19 protein-coding genes and 1 pseudogene are annotated in these 21,046 nt (G+C 64.6%); 7 read left to right on the top strand and 13 right to left on the bottom strand.

Annotated elements, in window-relative coordinates; translation table 11 throughout:
• Together ACIPUD_RS30590 and ACIPUD_RS30585 are read right to left on the bottom strand one after the other, a co-directional pair.
• The coding region (locus tag ACIPUD_RS30590; protein ID WP_446482164.1) for a sugar phosphate nucleotidyltransferase at positions 1–442 on the bottom strand (442 nt) is incomplete at its 3' end.
• 7 nt (positions 443–449) lie between these two features.
• A pseudogene (locus ACIPUD_RS30585) lies at positions 450–719 on the bottom strand (UDP-glucuronate 5-epimerase); the annotation flags it as partial.
• Between the two features lie 209 nt (positions 720–928).
• On the opposite strand from ACIPUD_RS30585, the gene ACIPUD_RS30580 reads away from it, so the two are divergent.
• Complete coding sequence (locus ACIPUD_RS30580; RefSeq protein ID WP_446482163.1) at positions 929–1,888, top strand: lysylphosphatidylglycerol synthase transmembrane domain-containing protein; 960 nt, start codon at positions 929–931, stop codon at positions 1,886–1,888.
• The gene (locus ACIPUD_RS30575; protein WP_446482162.1) at positions 1,885–2,904 is read left to right on the top strand and encodes an MraY family glycosyltransferase; all 1,020 of its coding nucleotides are present in this window, start codon (positions 1,885–1,887) and stop codon (positions 2,902–2,904) included. Before ACIPUD_RS30580 ends, ACIPUD_RS30575 begins: the two co-directional genes overlap by 4 nt.
• On the opposite strand, the gene ACIPUD_RS30570 is transcribed toward ACIPUD_RS30575, so the two are convergent.
• The 5 genes from ACIPUD_RS30570 to rfaD all read right to left on the bottom strand — a co-directional run bounded on the left by ACIPUD_RS30570 (position 2,892) and on the right by rfaD (position 9,656).
• Positions 2,892–3,839: an NAD-dependent epimerase/dehydratase family protein gene (locus ACIPUD_RS30570; protein WP_446482161.1), complete on the bottom strand. Its 948-nt coding sequence runs from the start codon at positions 3,837–3,839 to the stop codon at positions 2,892–2,894. The two genes, ACIPUD_RS30575 and ACIPUD_RS30570, sit on opposite strands and share 13 nt — an antisense overlap.
• A 49-nt stretch (positions 3,840–3,888) precedes the next feature.
• Complete coding sequence (locus ACIPUD_RS30565) at positions 3,889–5,799, bottom strand: SDR family NAD(P)-dependent oxidoreductase (protein WP_446482160.1); 1,911 nt, start codon at positions 5,797–5,799, stop codon at positions 3,889–3,891.
• A 97-nt stretch (positions 5,800–5,896) separates the two neighbouring features.
• Positions 5,897–7,183 carry an O-antigen ligase family protein gene (locus ACIPUD_RS30560; protein WP_446482159.1) on the bottom strand — a complete coding sequence of 429 codons (1,287 nt, stop codon included), beginning with the start codon at positions 7,181–7,183 and terminating at the stop codon, positions 5,897–5,899.
• Positions 7,180–8,664 (bottom strand): D-glycero-beta-D-manno-heptose-7-phosphate kinase, encoded by a 1,485-nt coding sequence (gene rfaE1, locus ACIPUD_RS30555; RefSeq protein ID WP_446482158.1) that lies wholly within the window; start codon positions 8,662–8,664, stop codon positions 7,180–7,182. The genes ACIPUD_RS30560 and rfaE1 overlap by 4 nt, the downstream gene beginning before the upstream one ends.
• A gap of 11 nt (positions 8,665–8,675) precedes the next feature.
• A complete protein-coding gene (gene rfaD, locus ACIPUD_RS30550; protein WP_446482157.1) occupies positions 8,676–9,656 on the bottom strand; it encodes an ADP-glyceromanno-heptose 6-epimerase in 981 nt (326 codons plus the stop codon).
• Positions 9,657–9,829: 173 nt separating this feature from the next.
• On the opposite strand from rfaD, the gene waaF reads away from it, so the two are divergent.
• Positions 9,830–10,900 carry a lipopolysaccharide heptosyltransferase II gene (gene waaF, locus ACIPUD_RS30545; protein ID WP_446482156.1) on the top strand — a complete coding sequence of 357 codons (1,071 nt, stop codon included), beginning with the start codon at positions 9,830–9,832 and terminating at the stop codon, positions 10,898–10,900.
• Between the two features lie 176 nt (positions 10,901–11,076).
• Here the strand turns inward: waaF and ACIPUD_RS30540 are convergent, their stop codons facing one another.
• Positions 11,077–12,114, bottom strand: coding sequence for a glycosyltransferase family 4 protein (locus tag ACIPUD_RS30540; RefSeq protein ID WP_446482155.1), 1,038 nt, complete (start codon positions 12,112–12,114; stop codon positions 11,077–11,079).
• A gap of 125 nt (positions 12,115–12,239) precedes the next feature.
• On the opposite strand from ACIPUD_RS30540, the gene galE reads away from it, so the two are divergent.
• The 3 genes from galE (at position 12,240) to ACIPUD_RS30525 (ending at position 15,911) form a co-directional block, all read left to right on the top strand.
• Positions 12,240–13,253 carry a UDP-glucose 4-epimerase GalE gene (gene galE, locus ACIPUD_RS30535; protein WP_446482154.1) on the top strand — a complete coding sequence of 338 codons (1,014 nt, stop codon included), beginning with the start codon at positions 12,240–12,242 and terminating at the stop codon, positions 13,251–13,253.
• A gap of 118 nt (positions 13,254–13,371) precedes the next feature.
• The gene (locus ACIPUD_RS30530) at positions 13,372–15,174 is read left to right on the top strand and encodes an ABC transporter ATP-binding protein (protein WP_446482153.1); all 1,803 of its coding nucleotides are present in this window, start codon (positions 13,372–13,374) and stop codon (positions 15,172–15,174) included.
• 35 nt (positions 15,175–15,209) lie between these two features.
• Positions 15,210–15,911: a fumarylacetoacetate hydrolase family protein gene (locus ACIPUD_RS30525; protein WP_446482152.1), complete on the top strand. Its 702-nt coding sequence runs from the start codon at positions 15,210–15,212 to the stop codon at positions 15,909–15,911.
• A 65-nt stretch (positions 15,912–15,976) separates the two neighbouring features.
• Here the strand turns inward: ACIPUD_RS30525 and ACIPUD_RS30520 are convergent, their stop codons facing one another.
• Both ACIPUD_RS30520 and ACIPUD_RS30515 read right to left on the bottom strand, forming a co-directional pair.
• Positions 15,977–17,317, bottom strand: a complete 1,341-nt coding sequence (locus ACIPUD_RS30520; protein WP_247378041.1) for an MFS transporter — start codon at positions 17,315–17,317, stop codon at positions 15,977–15,979.
• A 140-nt stretch (positions 17,318–17,457) separates the two neighbouring features.
• On the bottom strand, positions 17,458–17,916 hold the full coding sequence (locus tag ACIPUD_RS30515) for a YybH family protein (RefSeq protein WP_446482165.1): 459 nt from the start codon (positions 17,914–17,916) through the stop codon (positions 17,458–17,460).
• 131 nt (positions 17,917–18,047) lie between these two features.
• Here ACIPUD_RS30515 and ACIPUD_RS30510 point away from each other — a divergent pair, with 131 nt between their 5' ends.
• Entirely contained in the window at positions 18,048–18,590 is a 543-nt protein-coding gene (locus tag ACIPUD_RS30510) for a Spy/CpxP family protein refolding chaperone (protein WP_446482151.1), read from the top strand.
• A 6-nt stretch (positions 18,591–18,596) separates the two neighbouring features.
• Here the strand turns inward: ACIPUD_RS30510 and ACIPUD_RS30505 are convergent, their stop codons facing one another.
• The 3 genes from ACIPUD_RS30505 to ACIPUD_RS30495 form a co-directional block, all read right to left on the bottom strand.
• Positions 18,597–19,526 (bottom strand): aspartyl/asparaginyl beta-hydroxylase domain-containing protein, encoded by a 930-nt coding sequence (locus ACIPUD_RS30505; protein ID WP_446482150.1) that lies wholly within the window; start codon positions 19,524–19,526, stop codon positions 18,597–18,599.
• Between the two features lie 133 nt (positions 19,527–19,659).
• Positions 19,660–19,815 (bottom strand): hypothetical protein, encoded by a 156-nt coding sequence (locus ACIPUD_RS30500; protein WP_007612486.1) that lies wholly within the window; start codon positions 19,813–19,815, stop codon positions 19,660–19,662.
• 146 nt (positions 19,816–19,961) lie between these two features.
• The gene (locus tag ACIPUD_RS30495) at positions 19,962–20,885 is read right to left on the bottom strand and encodes a LysR family transcriptional regulator (RefSeq protein WP_446482149.1); all 924 of its coding nucleotides are present in this window, start codon (positions 20,883–20,885) and stop codon (positions 19,962–19,964) included.
• Positions 20,886–21,046: the final 161 nt, after the last annotated feature.

Genomic DNA, 21,046 nt, shown 5'->3' with positions numbered 1-21,046 from the left:
GCTTGACGCCGAAGGTGACGATGCGCCCGGCGCTCGCGGCGGTGAGGCCCTGGCGGCACGCCGCGACGAACGCGGCATTGTCCTGCACCACGTGGTCGGCGGCGAGCGCGAGCACGATCGCCTCACTCGAGCGGTTCTGCGCAAACACCGCGCCGGCGGCGATCGCCGGGCCGGAATCGCGCCGCATCGGCTCGAGGATCACGTCAGCCTCGATGCCGATTTCCGCGAGCTGCTCCAGCACCATGAAACGGTAGGAGGCATTAGTGATGACGATCGGGCGATCGAACAGCGAAGCCTCCGAGACGCGGAGCAGCGTGTCCTGGAAGGTCGAGCGGGTGCCGAACAGCGGCAGGAACTGCTTGGGGCGCACCTCGCGCGAAGCCGGCCACAGCCGCGTTCCGGCACCGCCGCACATGATCAGGGGGATAATGCGTTTGTCCATCGTCATTTCAAACCTTGAGGTCGTTCCGATACCAGGTGACAAAATTACGAATTCCGTGCGCGATCGGCGTTGACGGTGCAAAGCCGCTATCGCGCATCAGATCCTCGACATCCGCGAACGTTTCCAAAAGGTCTCTCGGCAGCAATTCTTTGATCGCCGTCCGACCCAGCTCCGGCTCCAGAAGTCCGACGACGTGCATCAGCTCTTCCGGGTGGTGGTTGCCGACATTGTAGACCTTAGACGGCGCATTTGCGGCAGCCGGACGATCTGCGGTGATCCCTCATCCTGTTCCCAAGGACCGCTTCGCCCGATCTTTCGCCAGCGGCGCCTCTTTAGCCTCCGCATCGACGGGGCCGCAATAGCCGGCCGCCCTGCATGCGGGCTCCTGATCACCGCTATTGCAAGATCGGCGCCAAAACCATACCAAAGCGGCCGAATTCGGCGCCTTGCGTCGGGTTGCTTCAAAACCTTGTTCATGCGGGCGAAATGCGCCGAATCCTGCTGTCGACGGCCAAGATCCTGATTTCCGGAGCGCTGCTGTACCTGGCGCTGCGCAAGGTCGATCTGTCCGAACTGTTTTCGCGCTTCACCGTGACCAGCCTGTTCTGGATCGGCTCGGCGATCGCCGTCACGTTCCTGCAAATCTTCGTCGGCGTGTTGCGTTGGCGCGAGATCAGCGCCGCATGCGGCGCCCCGCTCGAGCTCGGCCGGGCCATGCGCTACAACGTGATCGGATCGTTCTTCAACCAGACCCTGCCCTCGGCGATCGGCGGCGATGCGGTCCGGCTGTGGCTCGTCGCGCGCGCCGGCGCCGGCTGGCGCGCTGCGACCTATTCGATCTTCGTCGACCGCGCGATCGGTTTGATCGCGCTCGCGATCATGATCGTCGCGAGCCTGCCCTGGAGCTACGGCCTCATCGCTGATCCGCACGGGCGCTCGGCGCTGCTGCTCGTCGACCTCGCGGCGCTCGCGGGTGGCCTCGGCTTTCTGGTCTTCGGCGCGCTGAAATGGCACTGGCTGAAAACCTGGTGGGCCACGCATCACATCCACGCCTGTGCCGTGATCGCCAACCGCGTGATCTTCAGCCGCTCGCGCGGACCGGCCGTCGTGGTCCTGTCGCTCGCCGTGCATGTGCTGGCCGTCGTGGTCGCCTGGTGCGTCGTGCAGTCGATCGCCGCGCCGGTCGGATTCAGCGACGTCTTTATGCTCGTGCCGCCGGTGATGCTGATCACGATGATGCCGATCTCGATCGCCGGCTGGGGTGTGCGGGAAGCCACCATGGGCCTCGCGTTTGGCTTCGCGGGGCTGGCCGCAAACGAGGGGGTCAACGTCTCGCTGCTGTTCGGCGCCGTGTACTTCATCGTCGGCGCGATCGGCGGCCTGGTCTGGATCCTCAGCGCCGAGAAAGCCGCGCAGGGATCGGCGCCGCTCGGAGTGCCGCAGTGAACGCGGCCGTCGACGCGCTCGGCGCCGTCCCCTCGCTGCTTGAGGTTGCGATTGCCGCGCTGGTGTCGGGTGTCATCACCTGGAGCAGCCGCCCCCTGCTCCAGCGTTACGCATTGGCGCGGCCCAACGCGCGGTCCTCTCATCGCATCCCGACCCCGCAGGGTGCGGGCATCGCCGTGATATCAGCGACGCTGCTGGTCGCATCAGCCTGGGCAGTCTGGGCGAACATCGCGATTCCGCCGGCGCTGATCGCTGCAACGGTCTTGATCGCCGTGGTCGGATTTGCCGACGACATCAAGTCGCTGCCGGTGCTGGTACGGCTCGTGCTGCAGGCCGCAGCCGTCGGCGCCGTCGTGTTCACCACGCCTGAGACCGCGCGCATCGTGCCGGCGCTGCCGCTCGCACTGGAGCGCGGACTCATCCTGCTGGCGGGCGTGTGGTTCGTGAACCTCGTCAATTTCATGGACGGGCTCGACCTGATGACGGTGGCGGAAGTGGTGCCCGTCACCGCCGCGCTGCTGCTGCTGGGACTGCTCGGCGATCTGTCGTGGCCGGCCGCGCTGATCGCCGCGGCGCTGTGCGGCGCCATGCTCGGCTTTGCGCCATTCAACAAGCCGGTCGCGAAAGTCTTCCTGGGCGATGTCGGCAGCCTGCCGATCGGCCTTTTGCTCGGCTGGTGCCTGCTCGAGCTCGCCTGGCGCGGGCAGCCCGCCGCGGCGCTGTTGCTGCCGGCCTATTACCTCGTGGATTCCACCGTCACGCTGTTCCGGCGCATCGCCAGGCGCGAGCAATTCTGGTCGGCGCATCGCTCGCATTTCTACCAGCGCGCCACCGACCACGGCTTCACGGTCTCCCGCGTGATCGGCGAGGTGTTCGCGCTCAATCTCGTACTCGCGGGGCTTGCCATCGTCACCGCTCGCGCCGGCTCGGTGACGATCACGTTCATCGCGCTGCTGGCGGGCGCTAGCGCGATCGGCGTTGTGCTGCGGCGGTTCTCCCGCCCTCAGGCGTCCTGAGCCGCCAACGCCAGCCGCAGCCCCTCGTCGAGAGACACCGGCGGCTGCCACCCGGTCGCGATCGCCTTGGAAATGTCGAGCTCGAGCGAGCCGATCAGGCCGTCATGCATATCCTGCCGGCCCATCACGCGAAGGGCGGTGCCGAGCAGGTTTGGCGGCAGGCCGAACAGCCGCGGGCTCTTGCCGGAGGCTCTCGCCAGGCGCTCGATGAATTCGGGCGTCGAGACCCGTTCCCGGTCGGCCAGCAGGAAGATTTCGAAATTGCTCGCGGGGTCGGGATGAGAGAGCCGTTGCAGGATGAATGACGACAGGTTCTGCACGGAAAGAAAGTTGCGGCGATTGCGGATCGCAGCAAAGGGCAGCGGCAGTCCGAGGCTCACCGCGCGCGCCAGCAGCGGGAAATTGCCCTTGGCGCCCGCGCCATAGATCAGCGGCGGCCTGATCACCGAGATCTTCATGTCGCCGTCGCGGGCCAGCGTTCTCAGGCCGGCTTCGGCTTCGGCTTTGGACATGCCGTAGAGACCGCGCGGCGTCAGGACATCGTCCTCGCTGAACGGCGCGCGGCCGTCGTTGCTGCGACCGTGCACGAGAACGGTGCTGATGAAGATGAAATGGCGCACGCCGGCCGTCGCCGCACTGCGCGCCAAATTCAGCGTGCCGGTGATGTTGACGTCTCGGTAGAGCTGGACCGCATGCTCCTCGTGCTTGTGATGGACGCGCGCGGCAAGATGGACGACTGAGTCGACGCCGTCGAGCGCGGCCTGCCAGACGGTCTCCGGGCCGATCGATCTGATCACGACCTCGTCGTCAGCCCCTTCAGGGCGGCGAACCACGCGGCGGAGGGACCAGCCCTCGCGTGTCAGCGCGCGCGCGACATGATGGCCGATGAAGCCGCTCGCTCCCGTCACCAGCGCGACCGGCTTTATCTCGCTCATCGTGGCTCCGACAGAACAGCGTTGCGCAACAATCCCTCGACCAGCATGGTCAGGCTGCGGTCGACCCGAATTCGGGAACCGCATCCTTCAGAATGGTCCTGATGGAGGCCCGGTCGTCCCGCGCGATCGCCTGCTCGAGTGCCGCGATCCATTTGCGCAGGGTCTGCATCGGGGGCTCGTTCGGCTGCGCCGCCATGATGCCGGCGATGCCGATCTCGCTGGTCGGCTCCTCGCAGGCGAACAGGATCTCGTACAGCCGCTCGCCCGGCCGCATGCCCGTGAAGACGATATCGATGTCATAGCCCGGCTCAAGACCCGAGAGGCGGATCATGCGCTCAGCGAGATCGACAATCTTCACCGGCTGTCCCATGTTGAGCACGTAGACCGAGACGTCCGGCCGCGACGGTCCGAGCGCGTGCGTCGCCGCCGTGATGACGAGATCGCAGGCCTCGCGGATGGTCATGAAATAGCGGACCATGTCGGGATGCGTGACCGTGACGGGACCGCCGGCATCGATCTGGGCCTTGAACTTCGGCACCACCGAGCCGTTCGACGCCAGCACGTTGCCGAACCGCACCGAGATCAACCGCATCGGCGATCTGCCGCCGCTCGCTGCCGCAAGCTCATGGTCGAGCGCCTGGCAATACATCTCGGCGAACCGCTTGGTCAGGCCGAGCATCGATACCGGCTCGATCGCCTTGTCGGTCGAGATCATCACCATCGCTTCGGCGCCGGCCGCGAGCGCCGCGTCGGCAACGTTGATCGACCCGAAGATATTGGTCTTGACGCCCTCGCTCCAGTCGCGCTCGAGGATCGGCACGTGCTTGAGCGCGGCGGCATGGAATACGATGTCCGGCTTGAACTCGGCCATCAGACGCATGATGCGCTCACGGTCGCGGATGTCGGCGATGCGCCCTTCGATCGCAGCACCTGTGCCCTGCGCGGCGAGCGCTTCGGTGACCGCATAGAGCGCCGGCTCGGAATTCTCCAGGATCAGGAGGCGCGCCGCGCCAAAGGCGACCACGCGCTCGCAGATTTCGGACCCGATTGAACCGCCCCCGCCGGTGACGATCACGGCCTTGTCCTTGATCAGCGCTTCCAGGCGCGCATAATCGATCGTCTCGCTCGGCCGCAGCAGAAGGTCCTCGACAGCGACCGGGGTGAGCCGCGGCGTCTCTCCGCTCTCAAGCGAGGGCATACGGCTCACGATGACGCCCAGCTTGCGCGCCCGCATCAAGATCGATTCCGGATGGGCCTCCGGCTCGAACGCCGACGGCGTCATCACGAGGCGGCCGATCCCCTTGTTGCGCTTGGCAAAATCGGCGATGACGTCCTCGACGTCATCGATGCCGCCCAGCACCGGCACGTTGCGGATGAGCTGGCCGAGATCGGCGCGCGAGGGCGACAATATGCCGACCGCCCAGATCCGCTTGATCGCCCCGCTCTCGATGCCGCGCAACAGCACCTCGGCATCCGCGGTCCGGCCGATCAGCAGCGTCGGCGCAGCATCATCGGTCCTCGCACGACGCCGCACCCGCGTATAGCGGAAGTAGCGGTAGGTCACGCGCAGCGCGCTGAGGAAGGAGATCTCGAGGAACCAGTAGAGGACGATGGTCACCTTGCCGACGAAGAAACTGCCGCGGACGTTGGGCGCGACGAAGATGTAGTCCAGCACAAGAAGGGCAAGCGTCAGCACGGTCGCCGCGCGGATGATGTTCAGCGCGTCTGGCATCGAGATGAAGCGCCACTTCGTCGTGGTCAGGTTGAAAAGGAAGAACACGGCCACGCTGAAGGCGAGGAAGTAGGGCAGGATCTGGAACAGGAGCGGCAAGCGCTGGAAAAAGCCGTTGCCACCCTCGAATCGCACATAGAAGGCGGCAAAAAGTGCCGCCGTGGTCACAAGCAGGTCGTGCAGCGCGATCAGGAAATTGCGCAAGGTGAGGTGCGAAAGACGCGTCATCCGCCGGCCGATGAAAATCCGTTGAGGTGCAACCTGACCGCGCTGATAGCCCATCTCGACAGGACTTGCCAGCACAAGACGTGCCCGCGCTGGCCGCTCAGGGACTAGCTCCCCCACCTTTGGGAGTGCCGCGCTGGGCCCGGATCACCATGCCGCCGGCAACGCCGACACCGATGACGTACATCCAGCCCTCGTGAAAGTCGAACAGATGGGAGTTGAACAGCGAGGTGAAGACGTTCTGGACCACGACCAGGAGGCCGACCCAATTTGCGAGCCCGTCGCCGCGAAACAGCATCAGATGCAGGATCCAGATGGCGTAAAGAACGGCGACGCCGATGATGCCCCATTGCACGGCCACGTTCAGCGTCTGGTTATGCGGGTTGCCGATCACCTCGGCGGACGCCAGGTTCTGATCGCCAGGCGTCGCGGCCCGCTCGAACAATCCACGCGTCGAGCCCGTGCCGTGCCCCTTGATCGGCGCCTCCGCGAAGAAACCGAGGGATTTCCGCCAGAATTCGAGCCGCAAGCCGGCCGAGGTCGCCGCGCCTTTTTCGACATAGCGTGTGTAGTCGCTGGCAAAGCTGTCGGCGGTCTTGCGCAATTGCGGGGAGGCCTGCCAGGCGAGAACCGCGCCCACGAGCAGGGCCGCGGAGATGATCGCGATGCTGCGCCATCTCAGATGAAGCAACGCAAACACACCAAACAGGATCGGAATCGTGAGGAGCGCGGTGCGCGATACCACCACGAACACCATGTTGACGAAGAAGGCGAGCGCAAGCGCCGTGAGCAGCCCGGCGATCCAGTAGCGCTTCTGGCGCAGCAACTGCACGATCGGATAGGCGAGCGCGACCGCGCAGAGCGTGAACTCCTGGCTCTGGTCGATGTAGTTCTTGACGAAGATGCCGCGCTCGACGCGGTCGGATTTGAGCGCGAGGTCTGGGTAGAAAGCGACGAGCCAGGACATCACCGACAACAGCGCGCAGGACACCAGGAAGGCGACGAACACCCAATGTCCGCGCGGCGAGCGCGCAAAATGATAGAGCAGGACCGGCAGCACCAGCAGCTTGACGGTCGGATTGACTGCGTAGAAGCGCGCCCCCCAGGCCGCGTCCGACCACAGCGTCCCGACCAGCGCGAGCAGGACCAGCGCAATCGGCGCCGCACAGATCGGACGCTTGAGCGATTGCAGGAACTCACGGACGTCGAGGAACGGCACCATGCAGAGCAGCATCAGGACATTGAATATCGCCGCAAGCGACGTCGACCATGGCAGCGAGGCCGCAGTCAGGATCGCAAACAGATCGACCGTCTCGGACCAGGCCGCCGGACTGCGCAGACGCCGCCACAGCACCTGGCCGGTCGTCTGCCCCGGGAGCGTCGTCACTTGCCCTCTCCCCGCGCGCGATGAACCAGCGCCGTCGTGCTGAAGCCCTGGAGAATGTCAACCAGCACCACCGTCCCGCCCGCGGCTTCGACGACCTCATGGCCGACCACCTGCTCGCGGGTGTAATCGCCCCCTTTGATCAGCGCGCTCGGCTTAATGCGAGTGATCAGGTCGATCGGCGTATCCTCATTGAAAATAACGACGAGATCGACGGCTTCGAGCGCCGCCAGCACTTCCGCACGCGCTCGCTCGTCCTGAACGGGGCGGTCGGCGCCCTTCAGCCGCCGCACCGAGGCGTCGCTGTTCAGCCCCACGATCAGGCGGTCGCAGGCGGAGCGCGCCGCTGTCAGCACCTTCACGTGGCCGGGATGCAGGATGTCGAAGCAGCCATTGGTGAAGCCGACGCGCTGGCCTTGCTTCTTCCATTCCGCGAGCTGCGCGTCGAGCGCGCCGGGCTCGAGCACGATCTTCTCCTCGGCCGCGAGATAGGCATGCGGCAATATTTTTCGTTTCAGCTCGGCCGCACTCACGCTGGCGGTGCCCTGCTTGCCGACGGCGACGGCGGCCGCGGCACTGGCCATGCGAAGCGCCGTGTCCCAGTCCGCGCCCGTGGCGAGCGAGACCGCGAGCGCCGCGGCAACGGTGTCGCCGGCGCCGGAGACGTCGCGCACCTTGACCGGAAATGCCGGAACGTGAACGGCCTCGCCGTTGCGCGGCACCAGCGTCATGCCGTGCTCGCCTTGGGTGACCAGGATCGCTTCGCAATCGGCGAGCCGCATCATGTCCTCGCTGGCATCGACGATGCTCTGCGGCGTGTCGGCGCGGCTTCGGGTCGCTTCCGAGAATTCCTTGCGATTGGGCGTGAGCAGCGTGGCGCCCCGATAGATCGCCCAGTTTAGGCTTTTGGGATCGACGATCACGGGCTTACCGAGTTTTCGCGCGGCGTCGATGGTGTGGCGGATGACGCGGGCGGTCAGCACGCCCTTGGCGTAATCGGACAGCAGCACGATGTCGGCGCGCGCGATCTGCGGCAGGATTGCTTCGATCAGCTTGGTCTCCATCGTATCGGAAGCAGGCTGTGCCTGCTCCCAATCCGCACGCAGCATGTGCGTGGAAAAATGCTCGGAGACGAAACGCACTTTTCGCGTGGTCGGACGCGAGGGATCGCACACCAGCACGCTTTCGATGGCGCCCTGCTCCGCAAGCGTCGAGGCGAGCTGCCTGCCCGCGTCGTCCTCGCCGACGAGGCCGACGAAGATGCAGCGCGCGCCGAGCGCGGCGACGTTGCGCGCGACATTGCCGGCGCCGCCGATATGGATCTCGCTGCGCTGGGCCGCGATGACAGGCGCCGGCGCCTCCGGTGATATCCGCGACACCTCGCCATAGACGAACTCGTCCAGCATGATGTCGCCGATGCACAGCACCGTGCAGCCTGAGATGGCTTGCGCGAGGGCATCGAAATCGAGAATGGGCGTCGGCATGGTGATGGACCTCAGCGGAAGCGGTCGGGCCGGTCGAGATAATCCCCGACATAGGCCTTCACCGCGTCCTCGAGCGTCGTGAAACCGCCATTGTAGCCGGCGCGGTGGAGGCGATCGACCTCGCTCTGGGTGAAGTACTGGTAGCTACCGCGGATCTGCTCGGGCATGTCGATGTATTCGATGTTGGGGCTGGCGCCGAGCGCAGCATAAGCCGCTAGCATCAGGTCCCTGAAGCTGCGTGCCTTGCCGGTGCCGACATTGAACAGCCCGGACACCGAGGGCGTTGCCAGCAGCCACATGATCACGCGCACGACGTCGTCGACATAGATGAAATCGCGGCGCTGATCGCCGTCGGCGATGCCCTCGCAATGCGACTTAAACAATTGCACGACGCGGCCCGCTTTGACGTCGTCGAAGCGGCGCGCCAGCACGCTCATCATCGAGCCCTTGTGGTATTCGTTGGGGCCGAACACGTTGAAGAATTTCAGTCCGGCCCATTGCGGCGGCAGCTTCTCGCCGTTCGCAGCGCGCTCGGCGACGGCGAGATCGAACAGGTGCTTGCTCCAGCCGTAGAGATTCATCGGGCGCAGTTTCTTCAACGCAGCGACCGAGGCATCGTCGTCAAATCCTGCCTCGCCGTCGCCATAGGTCGCCGCCGAGGAGGCGTAGATCAACGGCACCGCATTCGCCGTGCACCAGTCCAGGAGGCGCATCGACAGGCGGAAGTTGGTCTCGAACACCAGGTCGCCGTCGGTCGCGGTAGTCGCGGAAATCGCTCCGAGATGGATCACCGCATCGAGCTTGCGGCCCTTCAGCCAGTCCGGCAGCTCAGCTGGCGGCACGATATCCACGAGCTGCCGCTTGGCGAGGTTGCGCCATTTGCCCTCGTTGCCAAGGAAATCGCAGACGACCACGTCGCTGCGGCCGGCCTCGTTCAGCGCGGCGACGACATTCGATCCGATAAAACCGGCCCCGCCGGTCACCAGCAACATTCCAACTTCCCTGCCAGATTCCGCCTGCCCGAAGTTTTGCGGCCCGGTTCTGCCCTAGCGCATGATCCGCCAAAGTGTAAGCGGTTTTGGGATGGCCACTCAGCCGGCTTTACCTGCCGGCCCGGAGCGGCTAACCGAACCGCCACATCAGCGCACCCCGGCCCTTTTAACGAATGAACCAAGATTCGCAACTTAGTGGCGAGGCAGATCGGGGCGACACGCGCCCGATCCTGATCGTCCCCTACATGTGGATCGGCGATTTCGTCCGGAATCACACCGTCGTCCGGGTCCTCAACGAGCGCTGGCCGAACCGGCCGGTCGATCTGCTCACGACCTCCCTGTGCGCGCCCTTGGTCGATTACATGCCGGGCGTGCGCGAAGCGATCGTCTGGGACCTGCCGCGCGGCCGGCTCGCCGTGGGCCGCCAGCTCGGCCTGGCGAAGCTCCTGCACAAGCGAAACTACGGCACCGCCCTGGTGCTACCCCGGACCTGGAAGGCCGCCATTGCGCCCGCTTTGGCCGGCATTCCGGAAAGGGTCGGCTTCGTCGGCGAGTTCCGGTTCGGCCTGCTCAACCGCTGGCGCTGGGGCGAAAAGAAGCTGCCTCGCTTCATCGACAAAAACGCCGCCCTCGCCCAGCCCGATGGCGCCCCGCTGCCTCCGGAATGGCCGGTGCCGCAATTGCGGGTCCCGGCCGAGGACATCGTCCGCTGGCGGCAGGCCTACGGCCTCAGCGCCGGCGCCGCCGTGGCGCTGGCTCCCGGCTCGGTCGGCGCTTCAAAGCGCTGGACCTACTATCCGGAAGCCGCCCGCTTGCTCGCCGAGCGCGGCCTTGAGGTCTGGGTTGTCGGCGGCCCCGGGGAAAAGGGCCTGGCTCAGGAGATCGTCGCGGCTGGCGGCCCGGGGGTCCGGGACCTCACCGGCAATGATCTGCGCAACGGCGTGCTGGCCATGGCTGCAGCCGGCGTCGCGATCTCCAACGATTCCGGCCTGATGCACATCGCAGCCGCCCTGGGCACGCCGACCATGGGCATCTTCGGGCCGACCAGCCCCTATCTTTGGGCCCCCCTCAACGGCCTCGCCGCGACCGTGGTGCAGGACAAGAGCGTGCTCTCCTGCCAACCCTGCCAGAGCACGATCTGCAAGATGAACGACCACCGCTGCATGCGAGATATCGCGGCGAGCGAGGTGGTGGAGATTGCGCAGCGGGTGCTGGGTGAGGTGGGGACAAGGGCTTCGACGTGAAGGCCGTCGAGGCTACGCCGATGACGACATCATACCGGTGTTTTGCTCGACGAGTCAAATCGACTTCGTAAAATTCGCAGCTTCGGGATGCCGGCCAAGCCGTTGATTTCGTTGGCCTAGACTACTGTGCATGGGGTTATTTTCGAGTTTTTTGTTTGCTGCCCTGAAGGCGATGTTCAAAGCAGCGGCCGATAGACGTCCCCGATCCGTGAGGCCTCCGCATCGAGGCTGAATTCCGCGAGCACCCGTGCCCGCCCGCGCGCGCCCATAGCGATCGCGGCGCCCACGTCACGCATCAGCGGTTCGACCGCTGCAGCCAGCGCGTCCGCATCACCGGTCGGGATCAGCACGCCGGTCACGCCATCCTCGACCACGAGTTCGGCCGCCCCGGCGCGCGCGGCGACCAGCGCGCTGCCGGCCGCCATCGCTTCGATCAATGTCAGGCCAAAACCTTCGTTGCGCGAGGTGAAGGCGTAGATCGTCAGCCGCTGATACCAGCGCTGCACGTCTTCGATCGGCAGTTCGCCAGTGATGACGATGCGCGATTGCAGGCCGGCGGCCTCGATCCGCTTCTTCAGGTCGTTTGCAAAAACAGCTTGCTCGGGTGTGACCTGGCCGACGATGACTGCGGTGAAATCCGGATAGCGCGGCAGCAAGCGGCACATCGCATCGACGAACACATCGGTGCCCTTCTGCGCGCGTACCCGGCCGAAGCAGCCGATCGCATAGCGGCCCGGCAACGCGGTTTCCGCGAAGGCAGCAGTGCGGTCGAGCGGCGGCGCATAGACGGAGGTGTCGACGCCATGCGGAACCACCGTCGCCTTAACCTTCAGGAACGAGGCCGAAAGATCTGATGTCGCGATGATCGCGTCCATGCGCCGGATCAGCCAGCGCGTGATCCAGCTATGATGGCGCTGCGCCGCCGAGGTGAAGACGAGCTTGAGCGGCCAGCCGAGCGCGCGCAACAGCACGCCCGCGATCATCTCGTTGTTGCGGCGCGCGTGCCAGATCAGCGGCGCGCTGCGGCGCCAAAATCTCAGGAGATCGGCACCGTTCAGGCGCGCGATCCCCTCCGGCGCGTCGGAGCCGAACCACGCGGCGCGAAACAGCTTCGCCAGCCGCGGCGCCACCATCCGGTTGGTCGCGGTGACCCCGGAATAGCGCCTGTGCAGATTTGGCACGATCACTTCGAGATCGGTTGGGAAATTCGCCACGCTACGCTCCGTTTCGAAAGTCCCTATACGCAACATTAAGCATAGTGACCAGTTCAGCCGCGCCGATACCCACTCTTCACCACGTAAACGTTAGCTTGGAGCGTTGATCGAAGACGGGTGAGATCATGACTGTGCTTGTCACCGGCGGTGCCGGCTATATCGGAAGCCACACGGTTCTGGCGCTGGCGGAAGCCGGCGAGGACGTCGTCGTGATCGACGATCTCTCCACCGGTTTCTCGGCCTATCTGCCCGAAGGGGTGCCGCTGTTCATTGGCGATGCCGGCGACGAGAACCTGCTCGAAGGCGTGATCGCCCAGCACAACATCGAGAGCATCATCCACTTCGCGGGCTCGGTGATCGTGCCGGATTCGATGCGCGATCCGCTTGGCTATTACCGCAACAATTTCACGACCGCGCGCAACCTGCTCAACGTCGCGGTCAAGCGCGGCATCGACCGCTTCATCTTCTCCTCGACCGCGGCGGTCTACGGCGATCCGGACCAGGTGCCGGTGCCCGAGCATGCGCCGACACGGCCGCTGTCGCCCTACGGTTCGTCGAAGCTGATGACCGAGATCATGCTGCACGACGTCGCCGCCGCCTACGGCATGCAGTACGTCACCCTGCGCTATTTCAACGTCGCCGGCGCCGATCCGCAGGCGCGCATTGGATTGGCCACCGTCGGCGCCACGCACCTGCTCAAGATCGCGGTGGAAGCCGCGACCGGCCAGCGCGCCAAGATCGACGTGTTCGGCACTGACTATCCGACCCAGGATGGCAGCTGCATCCGCGACTTCATCCATGTCACGGACCTGTCGCAGGCGCATCGCTCGGCGCTCGCCTATTTGCGCAACGGCGGCGCCTCGACGACGCTCAATTGCGGCTATGGCCGCGGCTACTCGGTGCTGGAGACCATCGACGCGGTGCGCCGTGTTTCGGGCCGCAGCTTCGCCGTGCAATACGCCCCGCGCCGGCCCGGCGACATCATGACCATGGTCGCCGACACCAGCCGGATCCGCGGCCTGCTCGACTGGAAGCCGCAATACGACGACCTCGAGACCATCGCCGCGCATGCGCTGGCGTGGGAGGACAAGCTGTTCCGCGAGCGCCACGGCGAGCTCCGCCACGCCGCCTCGGCCTAGATTCCATTCCAGCGCAAGCCCTTAATTGGGCTTGAAAAGCGCTGGCTTAGCGGGCACAGAGGCCGTTCGATCCCTGACGCGCGGGCAGGCTTATTCCTGTGCCGTCAATGGACTGCGGATGGCTCAGTTTCCAAAGAAAATCACCGACGATCCCTATGCGGCAGCGGTGCTGATTCGCCGCCTGGTCACGGAACAGGGCATCATCTACTGGCGGCGCTACGTCGTCGCCTTCGCGCTGATGGCGCTTGCCGCCGGATCGACCGCGGGCGCGACCTACGTGCTCGGCCAGGTCATCAACCAGGCCTATGTCGACAAGAACATCCCAGGCATCGCGATGTTCTCGGGCATCACCGTGATCCTGCTCTTCATCAAGGGCGTGGCGACCTACGGCCACATGGTGATCCTGACCAAGATCTCCAACGCCATCCTTGCCACCAACCAACGCCAGCTGTTCGCCAAGTTGATGCGCGAGAGCGTCGGATTCTTCTCCGAGCGGCATTCGTCGGAATTCCTGGCGCGGCTGACGGCCGGCGCGAAGTCCATCACCGATGTCCTCAACATGCTGGTCAATGCGGTCGGGCGCGACCTCATGATGTTGCTCGCCATGATCGGCGTGATGGTGTGGCAGGATCCGGTGATGTCGTTCATCGGCCTCGTCGCCGTGCCGCCGGCGATGCTGGTGCTGCGCAAGCTGGTCAAGCGCATCAAGGGCCTCGCCTACAACCAGTTCACCGGCACCGCCGACATCCTGGAGACGATGCAGGAATCGCTGCAGGGGATCCGCACGGTGAAAGCGTTCACGCTCGAAGACACCATGCAGAATCGCATCGACGAGAACATCGCGATCGTCGAGCGCAACGCCAACAAGATGGCCCGCGTCGCCAACCGCTCCAATCCGCTCATGGAGATGCTCGGCGGCTTCGCGGTCGCCGGCTGTTTGCTTTACGGCGGCTATAGCGTAGTCGCCCTCAATGCCACGCCCGGCGCGTTCTTTTCCTTCATGACCGCGTTCTTGATGGCGACCGAGCCGGCCAAGCGGCTGGCGCGGCTCAACATCGACCTCAACAGCCAGCTCGTCGGCGCCCGCATGCTGCTGGAAGTCGTCGACAGCCCCGCGAGCGAGCATTCTGACGACGACAAGCCGGCGCTGAAACTGTCGACTGCGCGCATCGAGCTGCGCGACGTCAGCTTTTCCTATCGCAACGGTGAGACCGTCCTCAACCGCATGAGCTTTGTTGCCGAACCCGGCAAGGTCACTGCGCTGGTCGGCCCATCCGGCGGCGGCAAATCGACCGTGCTGGGATTGCTACTGCGCTTCTACGAGGTGACGCAAGGCGACATCGTGATCGACGGCCAGTCGATCGGCGCGGTCTCGCGAAAATCGCTGCGGGCCCAGACCGCCTATGTCGGTCAGGACGTCTATCTGTTCCGCGACACCATCCGCAGCAACATCGCGTTCGGCCGCGCCGGCGCGACCGAAGACCAGATCATCGCCGCCGCCAAGGCGGCCTGCGCGCATGATTTCATCATGGGCTTCCCGCTCGGCTACGACACGCCCGTCGGCGAGCACGGCACGCAGCTGTCCGGCGGCCAGCGCCAGCGCATCGCGGTTGCGCGCGCGCTGATCAAGAACGCGCCGATCATCCTGCTTGACGAAGCCACCGCCGCGCTCGATTCCGAGTCCGAGCGGCAGGTGCAGGAGGCGATCGAGCATCTCTGCCAGAACCGCACCACCATCGTGATCGCGCACCGCCTGCACACCATCATGCACGCCGATGCGATCCTGGTGGTCGAGGGCGGCGAGATCGTCGAACAGGGCCGGCATGACGAGCTGCTCCGCCGCGGCGGCCGCTACGCGTCGTTCTTCCGCCTGCAACATCACGACGCCGGTGCTCTGGCGCCGATCAGCGCAACCGCATAGAGTTCCCTTCACCTCAAGAGCAGCGAGATCGCTATATGAACGCCGCCTCCTACGTCATCCCGCTTCCGATCCAGGCTTCGCTTCCCGTCGTCGGGGAAAGCGGCCGTTATCCCGTGCGCCGCATCTGGTGCGTCGGCCGCAACTATCTCGAGCACATCCGCGAGATGGGCAATGACGAGCGCGCCCCGCCGTTCTTCTTCGCCAAGCACGCCGACATGCTGGTGCCCGACGGCGCCACCATTCCCTATCCGCCGCTGACCAAGGATCTTCATCACGAGGTCGAGTTGATCGTCGCGATGAAGAGCGGCGGCCTCAACATTCCCGCCGAGAAAGCGCTCGACCATGTCTACGGCTATGCCGTCGGCATCGACCTGACCCGCCGCGACCTGCAGATCGCCTCGCGCAAGAAGGAGCGTCCGTGGGAGGTCGGCAAGTCGTTCGACTATTCGGCGCCTTGTTCCGCGGTGCAGCCGGCATCGAAGATCGGTCACCCCGCCAAGGGCAAGATCTGGCTCACGGTCAACGGCAAGGAAGCGCAGAAGGGCGACCTCACCGAGCTGATCTGGAACGTGCCTGAGATCATCTGGCAGCTCTCGCAGCAGGTGAAGCTCGCCGCCGGCGACATCATCATGACGGGCACGCCGGCCGGCGTGTCGCAGCTCCAGCCCGGCGACAAGCTCGAATGCGGCGTCGACGGCGTCGGTACGCTGAAGGTGAGCATCGGTCAGCCGGAATAAGGCCGAGCTCGAGATCACGGGACAGCAAAGCCCCGGGCATCGCGTCCCGGGGCTTTTTTGCGGATTCAAGTTCGTCGCTCGTACGCCCCCGCCGCGTTGATGTCCTTTCCGGTGTAATCGGTCATCATCGCGGTCGCGACCAGCGTCACGACCGCGCAAATCGCGATGTAGATCGCGATCGCAGTCGCCGAGTGGAACGTGCCGTACAGCCAGGTGGCGATCAGCGGTGCGGGGCCGCCGGCGATCACGGATGCGAGCTGATAGCCGAGCGAGGAGCCGCTATAGCGCAGGCGTCCGGTGAAGCTCTCTGCGATCAAGGCGGCTTGCGGTCCATACTGCATGTCGTGCGGAATCAGCGACAGGATGATCGCGAGGAAGATGATGGTCAGCGACCCCGTATTGAGCATGGCGAAATAGACGAAGCCGAAGATGCCCGTCACGGCAGCGCCGAGCATATACATGTTCTTGCGGCCTATCTGATCGGAGATATGTCCGCACAGCGGGATCGACACGAACGACAGCACCGAGGCCGAGAGCACCGCGGTCAGCAGGAAGTCGCGCGATACGTGCAGGGTGCCGATGCCATAGGAGAACACGAAGGCCGTGAAGATGTAGAACGGCGCCTGCTCCGACATGCGCGCAAAGGCAGACAGTAGGATCTCCTTCGGGTATTCCCGGATCACCGTGAGCATCGGCGTGCGATCGACCTGGCGTTCGGCCACGAGCTTGGAGAACACCGGGGTTTCGAGAATGCCGAGCCTGATATAGAGGCCCACGCCGACCAGGATGATGCTGAGCGCGAAGGGAATACGCCAGCCCCATGCCAGGAACTGATCACCCGCCATCTGGCTGAACACCAGCACGGCAAGATTGGCGAGGAAAAGCCCGCAGGGCACACCGAACTGCGGCCATGATGCGATCAATCCACGGGATCGGTCGTTGCGCGCCCATTCCATCGACATCAGTACCGAGCCGCCCCACTCACCACCGACTCCGACGCCCTGAATGAACCGCAGCACGGTCAGGATCACGGCGCCCCAGATACCGATGCTGGCATAGGTCGGCACCACGGCCACCGCAGCGGTCGCCAGTCCCATCAAGAGCAAGGTCGCGATCAGCGTGGATTTACGTCCGATGCGGTCGCCATAATGGCCAAAGATTGCCGCGCCGACGGGCCGCGCGGCGAATCCGACCGCGTAGATCGCAAACGCCTCCAGCGTGCCTACCCAGGGATCGGAGTGAGGGAAGAAGAGCTTTGCGAAAACCAGACCCGTGACGGTGCTGTAAAGAAAGAAGTCATACCACTCGATCGCAGTCCCGATTGTGGAGGCGATCACGGCGCGGCGAAGCTGGCGCTGATGCTCGGGGGCGGTAAGTCGGGTGGCGTCGAGATCAAGGGTTGCCATGGGAGCGCATCCTCAGATAGGCCCCCGCTTGCGTGGTTTCACCTGTTATTGTTGCTGAAAAAACCACATTGGGTTCCAAGGGTTCCAACCGAGCTGGAATGAGAGGGTAAAACTTTAGTCGGCCCACAAGCCCGGCGGCACTACCAAGCCTTCACCGGCCGATTGGCGTGGCTTGCCTGTGGGACACCGCGATTGAGCGACATGTGGGAATGCACACATAGCCAACCATCGCCATGTCTTGAAAACACCATCGTGGCGCGGCCGGGACGCGGAAACGCGCTGCCGTCGGGATGATAGCCGGTGCTCGTCCACGGCACGATCACGGTCGCTATCGTGCCATCGGACGATGCCAGGACCGAGGCCTGGTCGATGACGAAACGGAAGTCGGACGTCTTCGGCCAGACGTTGTCCCATTGCGTGGTGACCCATTGGTCGAGGCCGGGAATGACGTCATTGTGCGTGCCGAAGGCCAGCACATCCGGGTGGAAGAGCGGCCGCGCCGAAGCATAGTCGACCTCGCGGACATAGCCCGCGAAGGTTTCCAGCCAGTGGCGAAAGAACTGCGTGATCTCGGTATTCGCGGTCGGCAAGGAGGCCATCGTCTGCTCCATGTTCGGCAACTCAATCGCGGCAATCTTTGTTGCCATGAGGCGAACCGTCCAGCAAGATATGTGGAGAGCACCGGTGGAGATCGATCGACGAGCCGGGCCGATTTCATGGAGCCAGACTCATGAGACGCCTTCTCCTGCTTGCGGCCACGCTTATCGTCTCGTGCAATGTTGCCAGTGCGCAGTCCAGTCAGCCCTATGCCGGCCTTGAGCATCGCCCCGTCAAGGCGCTGTCGCAGCAGCAGATCGACGATCTTCGAGCCGGACGTGGCATGGGCCTGGCGCTTGCCGCCGAGCTCAATGGATATCCCGGTCCGAGCCATGTTCTCGAGTTCGGTGATCGGCTTGATTTGACCGCGGATCAGCGCATCCAGGTTCAGCGGCTCTTCGACGCCATGAAGCAAGAGGCGGTCCCGCTGGGTGACAAGCTGGTCGAGCAGGAAACGGAGTTGGACCGCCTCTTCTCCGCCCGCGTCGTGACATCGGAGTCACTCAAGGCGGCCCTCGTGGCCATTTCGGAAACCCAGGCACTGCTCCGCGAAAGCCACCTCAAATACCATCTATCGACAACTGCCTTGCTCGATCAGAGCCAAATGCAGCGATACGCGGAGCTGCGCGGTTACCAGCGCCCTGATGGCTCCGAACAACACAAGCACCGTCACTAAAGGCGATCACCGCAATGCCGACAGCACGATGAGACCGAGGATCAGCGCCGTCAGCGAATATTTGAGCGTGTAGTAGACGTTGCGATTCCATTCCTTGACCTTGCGGCTCGCAAGATGGATCTCATAGAGCTTGCCGAACACCTTGTTGAGCAGGCCGACGCTCTCGCCGTCGACGTTCTGGGTTGCAGAGGCCTTGACGATGTGGTGGCTGACCCAACGGTTGATCGCGGTCATGAAGCCGTATTTCATCGGACGCTCGACGTCGCAGAACAGGATGATGCGGTTGACGTCGGTGGCATTCTCCGCACTGTGGATGAAGGTCTCGTCGAACATAAAGGCCTCGCCGTCGCGCCAGACGCATTCGACGCCGTCGATCAGGATGCGGCACTTGTTCGAGTTCGGCGTGACAAGACCGAGGTGGTAGCGCAGCGAACCGGCGAGGGGATCGCGGTGGGCGCCGAGCTTGCCGCCCGGCGGCAGCATCGCAAATATCGCACCATGCACGCTCGGAATGGAGTTGAGCAGCTCCACCGTCTTCGGGCACAGCGTGCGCGCCGAAGGCAGGAAGTCATCGTACCATTTCAGGTAAAAGCGTTTCCAGCCGCTCTTGAAGAACGAATAGAAGCCCCAATCGTTGTTCTTCGCCGCCGCGCGAATGAAGCCTTCGTCGAACAGGCGAACGGCCTCGTCGCGAATGGTCTCCCAATTTTCGCTGAGGGCTTTCAGCTCCGGAAACTGCTCCACCGGGATCACCGGCTTGTTCGGCACCGCCGAGGCCGCGTACATCAACACATTGTAGGGCGCGAGATAGGTGGAGTGGTCCCCGAGCTGGCGCGCTAAGCGCAGCCGCTGCTTGCCGCGGAAATGAACGTAGATCGTCGATGCCGCCAGCACATAGAGAATGACGAGTTGCGGCGCAAAAAACTGTTTTAACATCTCCCCCGTTCCCCGGTGATCAACCGGGGACGTGATCTATCCCGACGCGGCCCGAGCGGCAAGATATTCGCCGGTGGGTCGCAATCACGCTCCGGAGATCAGGGCTGGGAACTTCAGGCCGAACCGAGCCGAATCAGGCCCGTGACAGGGCTTGGAGGCCCTTGAAGGTCAGGCGCTTGGGGTCGGTGACGCCGGCAAGATACAGGCGGCGGATGAACGCGATGACGGCGTCGCGGTCGCAATCGGTCAACGCGACGACGGCGTCGACCGCGATTCTCTGGGCTTCCATTGGGCTCACCTCGGCCTTGCAAGTAACCCCGGCCGAGACAGGCTAGGACTCCGCGGTTAATCCGGCGTTAACCGTTCGGGCAACATGGCCGATTCACCCGACCTGCCGTATACGCAAAACAACGCATTGCCCGTGCCCGCAGCGGCTCACCGGGCAGTGATGCCGCTCTTGAGCCGAGCAAACTGTTTCTTCAGCCGCGGCACCGCAAAGTCCGTGAAGGTCCGCACCTTCGGTACCGAGAGCCGGCCCTGCGGACAGATCAAATGCGCGGGCATCTCGGGATCCTCGTGGCCGGCCAGGACGATCTCGAGTTCGCCGCGCGCAACCTGCTCACCTACCTGGTACGAATACATTCGCGCCACACCGCGGCCGGCGACGGCCGAGGCCACCGCCGCATAGGTGCTGTTGACGACGAGCCGCGGCGTGAACTGCACCGTGCGGGCGGCCGACGACCCGGCCTGCGGTGCAAAGGTCCAGGAATTGGGAAGGTGCGCCATCGCGACGATCTGGTGCTTGGCGAGGTCGCCGGGCTCGGTGATGCGCGGATGCTGCTTCAGATAGCGCGGTGATGCTACCACGACGCGGCTGATCTCGCCGACTCGCATCGCGACCATTGCCGAATCCGCGAGATGACCGATGCGAAGCGCGACGTCGACCCCCTCCTCGATCAGATTGACCGCGCGATCGAACAGCAGGAGTTTTGCCGAGACGGTCGGATAGGCGTCGAGAAACGCATCGAGGATCGGCCGCAGCACCATCTCACCTGACACCACGGGCGCAGTGATCGTGAGCAAGCCGCGGGGCGCCGTGCGCGGCCCGGCCGCGATGTCGTCGGCCTCCTCCAACTCGGTGAGCACGCGGCGACAGACCGCGACATAGCGCTCGCCCTCCTCGCTCAGCTTGATGGAGCGTGTGGTCCTGTGCAGCAGCTCGGCACCGACCCGCTGCTCCAGGAATGCAATGGCGCGGCTCACCGCCGCCGGCGAACGGCCGAGCTTGCGGCCGGCGGCGGCGAGGCTGCCCTCGTCCACCGCAAGGACAAACACCTTCATCGCATCCAGACGATCCATAGGTTTCCCGCCAGCCCATCGAGCTCCGACTGCAAGCTAGGCGTTCGCTCCCGCTGCGACAACCACCGCCGGGAGCCCGCCCGGCATTCGTTCGCGCCGCGAAAGAGTGTCTGCCGGACAGCGCGTATTCGCAGCCGGCCCGGTGCAGCGTACCTCATCGA

This window comes from Bradyrhizobium sp. CAR08 (genome assembly GCF_052871955.1).
The sequence above is the reverse complement of the archived record's forward strand: the minus strand, read 5'-3'. Positions and strand labels throughout refer to the sequence as shown.